Genomic DNA, 11,004 nt, shown 5'->3' with positions numbered 1-11,004 from the left:
AATTATACTATAAATTCAACTTTGCAACAGAATCATATTTAATATGATTAATATAGGTATTTGGCCAATGGTCATTCTAGCATTATTAATCATAGCTAATAGTATTTTTATGGTTTATAAGACAGTAGACGTTAAAAAACGCAAATGACAAAAAAGCAATCTCACTCTTAATTTATGTGAGATTGCTTTTATTTATCATAACAATATAATGATGTTTCAAGCACATTATTTAATGTTTCAAACACTTCTTCAACTGTATAGTTATAGTCATTTTCTACCCAACGTCGTAGTACTTCTATTACACCACTACTGTAAAAGTCAGCTACAATTTCAGGATGTTTACTTTCTCTAATCTTTTGCGCTAAGGGGTTACGCTTACGAGTTGAGTTATTTAACATCATTTCGCGACTCACATTCGTTAAACTTCTAAATACATCTGCCTGTCGAGACGAAACTAATAGATGCTTAAAAATCTTTTTATTATTACCAATGTAATAGATAAAGTCTTCAAATGATTCAGGGGTTGTAATGTCTGCTGATGTGTCACCTTTAGCTATAATTTGTTGTGTAATAAAGTCAGGTAAAGTGTAGAGTAATTCATATTTATCTTGGAAGTATCTGTAGAACGTACTGCGGTTGATTTCTGCAATATCACATATTTTTTGAACCGTGATTTCATCAAAATGATAATCATGTAAAAGTATAAACACTGTTTCATGAATATGTTTAATCATGCGCTTTTGATTTGCTGACGGCATTATCTGATTCTCCTATTTATTTAATCTAGTCAGATAGCCTGACGTAATAAGAGTAATTTATCACAATAAAGTTGATTTTTCCAAACATAATAACTGATACTACGTTTAAATTTGTTTATAAAAAAAGAGTAAATAAGTTATTTGAAACGTTTAATACTATAGGAGCGATATAAAAAAGTGGGAGCGAAACTGAGTTTAGTTTCACCCCCTCGCAATAATAGCTACGATTGAGAAGAGTTTGTCTTAAGCGCCTTCTCAACTCGATTTGCTACTGTAAATTTGCATTATGAGTTTTAAATATGCTACACCAAACGAGCATATTCTTTATTTGTCTTTCTTAACTTTGTAATTAGTTAGTCTCAATACCTTCTAACCATTCATCTACTTTATTATCATTATCATCTACATAGTCTTTAGCTACTTGTTCTGGATTTTTGTTATCAACAAAGATTTTTTTAGCTAATTTGTCTTCGTCAGATTTACTCCAATCATCTGCCATACGTGTTGCAATTGTGTATGCAGCTGGATGTGCTTCTTTAAAGTCTTTGTTAAATACTAAGTCAATATGTTGATTATTATTACCATAAATGTTGTCTGGATCTTTCAACATTTTAACGTCTAATTCTTTAGAGAACCAGCTAGGTTCCATTGCTGTGAAGACGATAGGTTCTTGTTGTTTAAAAGCAGATTGAATTTTCTTGAATTGGTCTTGGTCAGAACTTTCTTTCAAGCTATATTTATCCAAGTTGTCACTATCAAGTTCATCTTTAGTTTCTTGCATAACGCCATTACGTGCGTCTGTGCCTTGAATTGTCCAATCTACAGATTTTCCGAAGTCACTGTTTTTTAAGTCACTAATTGAGTCGACATCTTGCACGTACTTAGGCACGGCTAAACCTACTTTTGCGTTATCAATTAAATGTTTATCATCATAAATTGTTAATTTACTTTTGAACTTATCATAGTAACTTTTATCAGTAGTAGGGAAGATACCTGATTCATGGAATGAATCAGAGTTCTCTGATACAGCAGCATATAACGGGCCACTTGCTGTTACTGGTGTAGTTGTTACATCATAACCTGCTTTTTTCAATACTTCTGCTATAACTAGTGAACGTGGTGTTGAATTATCACTCGCGATATAAGGTATTTCGATTTCTTTATTACCAAGTGATGTTTGACTATCGTCTGATGAACCACTACTGCTACCACTATTACCACAAGCACTTAGCACTATGGCTAAGGCTAGTGTAGCTAGTAGTCCTAAGAATTTCGAACTACGTCGTTTTAACATAACGTGTTTCCTCCTTTTTAATATTAGTCTCTAAGCTCGTCATCATGACGATGTTGAGATGATCGGTTATATCTATCGTAAACACCTTTGTTGTTTTCACGAGCGTATAACATTAATGCTTTGAACAATACATCTTGATCAATATTGCTATCAGTTAATTCTTTGTATAAGTTTGTTGTTTTATCGAAATTTGAATCATGATAATCATGGTTATCATTTTGATGATCATGATTGTTATGACGATAATCATCGTTACTATCGTAATTGTCTTGATAGTGTCGATCATTATAATTACGTTCATCATGATGAGTATGGTCGCCATCTTGAGTATAAAGTGATTCATAGTCGATATCATCACGTTGATTATCATAATGATGTTGGCGATGATGCTGGTCATGATGATTATCTAAATGCACAGAACGGTTATAATCTTCGTCATTATAATTGCGATTGTGGTTACGTTTGTCATTTTGATAAACATAGTTATCTTTGTCTTGTCTAGCGTATTCATTATTTTTATCGTTGACATGACCTTTTTCAGAAGATGTGTCGTGATGTTTATCTTCTTCTAAAGCTTTACCTTCAACGTCAACGTTTGGCAATACTGCACCTAACCATTTAGGAAGGTACCATGAAGCTTTACCAAAGAGTTTCGTCAATGCTGGAATTAATGTCATACGTACGACGAATGCGTCGAATAACACACCGAAACCTAATGCGATACCCATTGACTTAATTGCACTGTCATCTTGGAAGACGAATGCGATGAATACACTGAACATAATAAGTGCAGCAGCTACGATAACAGGTCCACTTTCTTTGATACCTACACGGATTGAATGATCATTGTCGCCAGTCTTACTGTATTCTTCATGTACACGTGTCATTAAGAAGAGCTCGTAGTCGATGGCAAGTCCGAATAACAATCCAATTGTGATTACTGGAAGGAATGCAAGTAATGGTCCTGTGTTTTCAATACCAAATAAGCTACCCATAAAGCCATGTTGAATGACTAATGTTGTGAAACCTAGTGTAGCCATTAATGAAAGGATAAAGCCTAGTACTGCTTTTAATGGAACTAAGATTGAACGGAATACAATCATTAATAAGAAGAATGCTAATACAACGATAACGCCTGCAAATACTGGAATAGCGTTGTTTAGTTTTTCTGACATATCGATGTTAATAACACTTTGTCCTGAAATTTCAGTGCCATAGTCATATTTTTCTTGCGCTTGGCTATGATAATCACGTAAATCATATACTAGATTTTCTGTTGACTGTGAGTTCGGTCCTTTTTCAGGAATGATTGTGAATAATGCGTAATTGTTGTTGTCGGTTAGTTGTGCTTTTGAAACTGTATCAACATTATCAATGTCTTCTAAATCGCTACGCATATTATTTAAGTCACGTTCGATAGTGCTTTTACTTCCACCATCTTTTGTATTTACTAACATGACAATTTGTCCGTTATAACCTTCGCCAAAATTATCTGAGATTAATTTATAGGCTTTGTATTCTGATGAGTCAGTTGGTTTTAAACTATCATCTGGAATACCTAAACGCATGCCACTGACTGGTATAGCAGCTAAAATTAAAATAATTAAACTTACAATAACAGCGATAACTGGCTTACCAACAATAAATTTTGCCCAAGGATGATCTTTAGGGTCTTTACTTTTAGATGGTTTATCTTTAATTTTAATACTTTTATGGAAGATACTGATTAGGGCAGGTAATAGTGTTAATGCTGCTAATACCGCAAATAACACACTAATCGCTGAAGCGAATCCCATAACCGCTAAGAAGTCGATTCCTACAAGTGATAAACCACAAACAGCAATCATAACTGTAAGACCAGCGAATATTACAGCACTACCTGCTGTACCCACTGCTGTTGCGATAGCTTCTACAGTATCGACACCTTTTTTCTTAAGTTCTTTAAATCTAAATAGAATAAAGAGTGAGTAGTCAATACCAACAGCTAAACCTATCATTACAGCTAGTGTAAGAGTGAAGTTTGGAATATCAAAGATATATGTTAATAATGCGATGATACCAACACTTGAACCTAAACCGATGATTGCACTAATAATTGGCATACCAGCTGCGATAAGTGAACCAAAGGTAATAAGTAAGATTACGAATGCTACGACAATACCGACAATTTCTGATGTACCACCAGGTTCAGCATTCATAGCGCCACCTTGAGTTTTTTCAATTTGCACATTGTGGTTGTCAGTTACATCTTTTAATTCTTTGTCGATGATATGTTTAGAAGAATCTTTTAATCCAGTTTGTGGAACTACATAACTTACATTAGCGATAGCAGTATCGCCTTCATCATTAACTTGTCCACTGTCATATGGATTAGAGATATTTTGGATATAATCATCATTTTGTCTGATATTGTCTAAAGCATCTTCAATATCTTTCTTAGTATCTTTATTATTGAGTCCATCATTCTTATTAGAATGGAAGACTATTTTCATCGAGGCTTTCTCACTGTCCTGATGAAATTCTTTACTAATTTTATCGTTTGTGTCTAATGACTTAAGGCCGTTCATAGTGATGTCACTGTCAAACTTCGGTGAGTTTATCATTAATGGCGTGATAATGACACCTAGTATAACAAGCCATCCTATAACACTTAGCCATTTGTTCTTAGCTATAAATTTTCCTAGTTTGTATAATAGCTTTGCCAAGACATTTCCCCCTATTTCATTAATTTATATCGCTTAAAGTATGGGTAGTGTGTTGATGATTTGTGAGCAATTACATTAAATCGATACCTCAAATTAAGCATATTTAAAATGTTACATTTGATAATGTAACAAGTTATACCCACGTTCGGTACCATTAAAAGTTTTACGTCGTTGGAAAATGCAACACTTTGGAAAAATTGTCGGTTAAAATAGCGTGTATTAAGGGGATATATAAGAAAAGGTTCTGTTGCAAAGTTAAAATTATATGCACATCTATACAAAACTATAAAAGCAAATATTGTTTTAACAGTAAAGAGTTTTGTTAGTATTAATTATTTTTCGTTTTTCAGTATAAATATTACATGATTTTTAACTTTGCAACAGAACCGGAAATATTCAACGACTTGATTGTTTCCTCTGTTTTCTATGTATTGTTGTAAACACAACAATTTTATTTTTTATTCAATATATTTCTCAATTCTTCTATTTCATCTTGTGATAGATCTTCTTTTTCTACAAAGTTTAAGACAAGTGAATTGAAACCGCCTTTGTATACTTTATTGATAAAGTTTTTAGATGTTTTATATTTTATATCACTTTCTTCTACAAGAGAGTAATATTGAAAAATTTTATTGTCTTTTTTACGATCTATAAATCCCTTTTTATACAATCTCGTTATAAGTGTACGAATGGTTTTTGGACTCCAGTCCTTTTGCATTTGTATTTCTTCTATTATATTATTCGCACTTGCATATTTTTTCATCCAAATGATATTCATAACTTCCCATTCTGCAGATGATATTTCATACGTTTTATTATCCATTATATTAACTCCATTTCTTTTAAAATACGCTCAGAAATTTGTTGTGCTTTTTCGCCATTCGCATTGTCTTCGCCTTTTAAATGTGTAGCAAAATAATACGTATTATCTTTCGTTTCAACATAACCTACGAACCATCCATTTGCTTCTTTGTGATTCACGATTCCTGTTCCAGTTTTACCTACATATTTATAAGTATCTTTTTGTTTCAAAGTCATACTATTTTCAACTTTTTCAATAGCCTTATTATCAAAATGCATGTTATGTTGTTTCATATTTTTCAACAAATTAACCTGTTCTATTGCAGAAATTTTTAATGAAGATTCATTCCAATAATTTTCATTCCCTGATATTTCTTCATTACCATATTCAATTAGATCTAAATAAGATTTAACCTCATCTTGTCTTAAATGTTTGTTTAAATTTTCGTAATACCAATTTACTGAATATTTCATTGAAGAATTTAAATTTTGATCTTGGTTCCATTCTTTAAATGGATATTGATGTTTATCCCATTGTTGTTCAGTATGATTTAATGAGAGTAAATTTTGGTCGAATGCCATTAACGCTAAATAAATTTTGTAAGTAGAATTAGGTGAATATCGTTGTTTACTTTCTGGTTCATTATAAATAGAATAAGCTTGCTCCCGTTCATTATAAAGCACAAAACTTCCATCAAATCCTTTGAAATACGGAGCTAGTTGATTTAATTTTTTATATGATACATTTGTTTCATATTTGTCTTGTTGAACATGTGCAGATAGTAACGGTGCTTGTATTAAAAGCGATATACTACATACAATATACGCAACAATACGCTTGTTTCGATTAGGTTTAGGCATTGAATCATAAAGTGCAATATACTTAACACGTTCTTTAATATTTGAATTAAAACCTAGTAAATATTGTGCTGCCACATTATTTATGTGCTGAGATTTTAAAATAGAGCATTTTAATATCGATTCACCATAACGTATATGTTCATGGCGATTCAAAATTTTTAAAACGTTTCTATCACATACTTTTTCACAGTCATTGTCCATCATTGTTTTACTTATATATAGTGCAGGATTAAACCAGAATATCATTTTAAAAACAACATAAAGCTGGTTGAATATTAAGTCATGACTTTTCACATGTGATAGTTCATGTAGAATAATATATTCAATTTCTTTGTCATTCATGGTTTCGACTACGACAGTTGGTAGTACAATTTGGGATTTCACTAAACCAAATACCATCGGATTATCAATGTTTGAACTATAACTAATTGTTATATGCTTTTTGTAGAACTGCATCTTACTTTGACATACTTTAAGTCGTTCATTAAGATATGACGATTCCAATGACGAACTTTTAATAACATCAATTTGTCGGAATGCCTTAATCATATAAAATAAGCACAACAAACTACCAAATACCCATATCAAAAGAATCATATACGTTATATTTGAGGTCTCAAACTGATTAACATTAATTGCTAAGTCTTTCGTAACAGATGATTGTTGACCATCTAACATATGACTAACCGAAGAAGTCGTGTCAGATACATTTCGATTCATCATATCTTTTGAAAATGTAAAATTCGATATTTTGTAAAATGGTATTAATGGAATTAACGTGGAGACGAGCACTAATAACCAAATCTTATGTGACATAATATTTTGAGTATATTTTATATAGAGCATTCTCACTAAAAAAATTACACATATCGTGAGCAATGAACTGATTATACTTAACATTAAAAAAGATGATAACACCTTCTACACCTCCATATCACAAAAATTATAACATTATTTTGACATAAATACTACATTTGTAATATACTACAAATGTAGTCTTATATAAGGAGGATATTGATGAAAAAGATAAAAATTGTTCCACTTATTTTAATAGTTGTAGTTGTCGGGTTTGGTATATATTTTTATGCTTCAAAAGATAAAGAAATTAATAATACTATTGATGCAATTGAAGATAAAAATTTCAAACAAGTTTATAAAGATAGCAGTTATATTTCTAAAAGCGATAATGGTGAAGTAGAAATGACTGAACGTCCGATAAAAATATATAATAGTTTAGGCGTTAAAGATATAAACATTCAGGATCGTAAAATAAAAAAAGTATCTAAAAATAAAAAACGAGTAGATGCTCAATATAAAATTAAAACAAACTACGGTAACATTGATCGCAACGTTCAATTTAATTTTGTTAAAGAAGATGGTATGTGGAAGTTAGATTGGGATCATAGCGTCATTATTCCAGGAATGCAGAAAGACCAAAGCATACATATTGAAAATTTAAAATCAGAACGTGGTAAAATTTTAGACCGAAACAATGTGGAATTGGCCAATACAGGAACAGCATATGAGATAGGCATCGTTCCAAAGAATGTATCTAAAAAAGATTATAAAGCAATCGCTAAAGAACTAAGTATTTCTGAAGACTATATCAAACAACAAATGGATCAAAATTGGGTACAAGATGATACCTTCGTTCCACTTAAAACCGTTAAAAAAATGGATGAATATTTAAGTGATTTCGCAAAAAAATTTCATCTTACAACTAATGAAACAGAAAGTCGTAACTATCCTCTAGGAAAAGCGACTTCACATCTATTAGGTTATGTTGGTCCCATTAACTCTGAAGAATTAAAACAAAAAGAATATAAAGGCTATAAAGATGATGCAGTTATTGGTAAAAAGGGACTCGAAAAACTTTACGATAAAAAGCTCCAACATGAAGATGGCTATCGTGTCACAATCGTTGACGATAATAGCAATACAATCGCACATACATTAATAGAGAAAAAGAAAAAAGATGGCAAAGATATTCAACTAACTATTGATGCTAAAGTTCAAAAGAGTATTTATAACAACATGAAAAATGATTATGGCTCAGGTACTGCTATCCACCCTCAAACAGGTGAATTATTAGCACTTGTAAGCACACCTTCATATGACGTCTATCCATTTATGTATGGCATGAGTAACGAAGAATATAATAAATTAACCGAAGATAAAAAAGAACCTCTGCTCAACAAGTTCCAGATTACAACTTCACCAGGTTCAACTCAAAAAATATTAACAGCAATGATTGGGTTAAATAACAAAACATTAGACGATAAAACAAGTTATAAAATCGATGGTAAAGGTTGGCAAAAAGATAAATCTTGGGGTGGTTACAACGTTACAAGATATGAAGTGGTAAATGGTAATATCGACTTAAAACAAGCAATAGAATCATCAGATAACATTTTCTTTGCTAGAGTAGCACTCGAATTAGGCAGTAAGAAATTTGAAAAAGGCATGAAAAAACTAGGTGTTGGTGAAGATATACCAAGTGATTATCCATTTTATAATGCTCAAATTTCAAACAAAAATTTAGATAATGAAATATTATTAGCTGATTCAGGTTACGGACAAGGTGAAATACTGATTAACCCAGTACAGATCCTTTCAATCTATAGCGCATTAGAAAATAATGGCAATATTAACGCACCTCACTTATTAAAAGACACGAAAAACAAAGTTTGGAAGAAAAATATTATTTCCAAAGAAAATATCAATCTATTAACTGATGGTATGCAACAAGTCGTAAATAAAACACATAAAGAAGATATTTATAGATCTTATGCAAACTTAATTGGCAAATCCGGTACTGCAGAACTCAAAATGAAACAAGGAGAAACTGGCAGACAAATTGGGTGGTTTATATCATATGATAAAGATAATCCAAACATGATGATGGCTATTAATGTTAAAGATGTACAAGATAAAGGAATGGCTAGCTACAATGCCAAAATCTCAGGTAAAGTGTATGATGAGCTATATGAGAACGGTAATAAAAAATACGATATAGATGAATAACAAAACAGTGAAGCAATCCGTAACGATGGTTGCTTCACTGTTTTATTATGAATTATTAATAAGTGCTGTTACTTCTCCCTTAAATACAATTTCTTCATTTTCATTGTATGTTGAAAGTGACACTGTAACGAGTCCATTTTCTTTTTTTATGGATTTCTTATTTGTAATTTCAGCGATAACGTACAATGTATTACCTGGGTATACAGGTTTAATAAATTTAACGTTATTCATTTGTGTTCCTGCTACAACTTCTTCTCCGTATTTACCTTCTTCTACCCATAATTTAAATGATATTGAAAGTGTATGCATGCCAGATGCAATGATACCTTTAAATCTACTTTGTTCTGCTTTTTCTTTATCTATATGCATATATTGAGGATCAAAAGTTGTTGCAAATTGGATAATTTCTTCTTCTGTAATATGAAGGCTTTTTGTTTTGAATGTTTCTCCTACTATAAAATCATCGTATTTCATATATGTCTCTCTTTCTTATTCAAATTAATTTTTTAGTATGTAACATGTTAAAGGTAAGTCTACCGTCACTGAAACGTAAGACTCACCTCTAACTTTCTATTGAGACAAATGCACCATTTTATCTGCATTGTCTGTAAAGATACCATCAACTCCCCAATTAGCAAGTTGGTTTGCACGTGCTGGTTTGTTTACAGTCCATACGTTCAATTCATAACCCGCTTCTTTTACCATTTTTACTTTTGCTTTAGTAAGTTTGGCATCTTCAGTGTTTACTATTTTAGCATTACAGTAATCTAAAAGTGTTCTCCAGTCTTCACGAAACGAAGTTGTATGGAATATAACTGCTCTGTTATATTGTGGCATGATTTCTTCTGCAAGTTTAACAAGCACAACATTAAAGCTTGAAATGAGCACTTCTTGATTCTGATTTAAGTTTGTTAATTGTTCTTCCACTTGCTTAACCATACTTTTAGAAAGTGCTAGTCCATTCGGTCCAGTAATACCTTTTAATTCTACATTTAAATTCATATTATATTCATTTGCTATTTTTACTACATCATCGAAAGTTGGCAAATGTTCATCTTTGAATTTTTCACCAAACCAAGATCCTGCAGAAGCATCTTTAATTTCATCATAATTCAATTCAGTTATTTCCCCGGACATATTTGTAGTCCGTTCTAAATAATCATCATGAATGATAATCAGTTGTTCATCTTTTGTAATTGCAACATCTAACTCCAACCAGTTTATACCTTCTACTTCTGAAGCAGCTTTAAATGATGCAATTGTATTTTCCGGAGCTTTACTAGGTAATCCTCTATGTCCATATACAGTTAGCATATTACCTCTCCTTGCATTTTTATTTTTTTAATTAACGTAACTGTATTATCACATTAATCGCACTTTTATTTCCATTAAAAAGAGATGAATATCATAAATAAAGAAGTCGATAGATTCGTATTGATTATGGAGTTAATCTACGTCTCATCTCATTTTTAAAAAATCATTTATGTCCCAAGCTCCATTTTGTAATCAAGTCTAGTTTTTCTGTACCCCTTATCTGCAATTTTACTTAGGATTGCTTTTA

8 protein-coding genes are annotated in these 11,004 nt (G+C 31.5%); 1 reads left to right on the top strand and 7 read right to left on the bottom strand.

Translation table 11 applies throughout. From position 1 onward, the window contains the following. Window positions 1-188: 188 nt before the first annotated feature. The 5 genes from HMPREF2930_RS02430 to mecR1 all read right to left on the bottom strand — a co-directional run bounded on the left by HMPREF2930_RS02430 (window position 189) and on the right by mecR1 (window position 7,337). On the bottom strand, window positions 189-758 hold the full coding sequence (locus tag HMPREF2930_RS02430) for a TetR/AcrR family transcriptional regulator (protein ID WP_002504079.1): 570 nt from the start codon (window positions 756-758) through the stop codon (window positions 189-191). Between the two features lie 349 nt (window positions 759-1,107). Then, window positions 1,108-2,052, bottom strand: a complete 945-nt coding sequence (locus tag HMPREF2930_RS02425) for a glycine betaine ABC transporter substrate-binding protein (protein ID WP_002484621.1) — start codon at window positions 2,050-2,052, stop codon at window positions 1,108-1,110. Window positions 2,053-2,075: 23 nt separating this feature from the next. Further along, window positions 2,076-4,757 (bottom strand): MMPL family transporter, encoded by a 2,682-nt coding sequence (locus HMPREF2930_RS02420; RefSeq protein ID WP_002484615.1) that lies wholly within the window; start codon window positions 4,755-4,757, stop codon window positions 2,076-2,078. Window positions 4,758-5,208: 451 nt separating this feature from the next. Next, a complete protein-coding gene (gene mecI / locus HMPREF2930_RS02415) occupies window positions 5,209-5,580 on the bottom strand; it encodes a mecA-type methicillin resistance repressor MecI (RefSeq protein ID WP_000369214.1) in 372 nt (123 codons plus the stop codon). After that, window positions 5,580-7,337, bottom strand: a complete 1,758-nt coding sequence (gene mecR1, locus HMPREF2930_RS02410; RefSeq protein ID WP_000952923.1) for a beta-lactam sensor/signal transducer MecR1 — start codon at window positions 7,335-7,337, stop codon at window positions 5,580-5,582. Before mecR1 ends, mecI begins: the two co-directional genes overlap by 1 nt. A 96-nt stretch (window positions 7,338-7,433) precedes the next feature. On the opposite strand from mecR1, the gene mecA reads away from it, so the two are divergent. Further along, window positions 7,434-9,443 (top strand): PBP2a family beta-lactam-resistant peptidoglycan transpeptidase MecA, encoded by a 2,010-nt coding sequence (gene mecA / locus HMPREF2930_RS02405; protein ID WP_001801873.1) that lies wholly within the window; start codon window positions 7,434-7,436, stop codon window positions 9,441-9,443. 45 nt (window positions 9,444-9,488) lie between these two features. Here the strand turns inward: mecA and HMPREF2930_RS02400 are convergent, their stop codons facing one another. Both HMPREF2930_RS02400 and HMPREF2930_RS02395 read right to left on the bottom strand, forming a co-directional pair. Next, window positions 9,489-9,917 carry a MaoC family dehydratase gene (locus HMPREF2930_RS02400; RefSeq protein WP_000872606.1) on the bottom strand — a complete coding sequence of 143 codons (429 nt, stop codon included), beginning with the start codon at window positions 9,915-9,917 and terminating at the stop codon, window positions 9,489-9,491. Window positions 9,918-10,013: 96 nt separating this feature from the next. Continuing rightward, window positions 10,014-10,757, bottom strand: coding sequence for a glycerophosphoryl diester phosphodiesterase (locus tag HMPREF2930_RS02395; protein WP_000958858.1), 744 nt, complete (start codon window positions 10,755-10,757; stop codon window positions 10,014-10,016). Between the last annotated feature and the right edge of the window lie 247 nt (window positions 10,758-11,004).

The organism is Staphylococcus sp. HMSC068C09, assembly GCF_001813735.1.
GTDB lineage: Bacteria > Bacillota > Bacilli > Staphylococcales > Staphylococcaceae > Staphylococcus > Staphylococcus hominis.
This window is presented reverse-complemented; position numbering and strand designations above follow the sequence as displayed.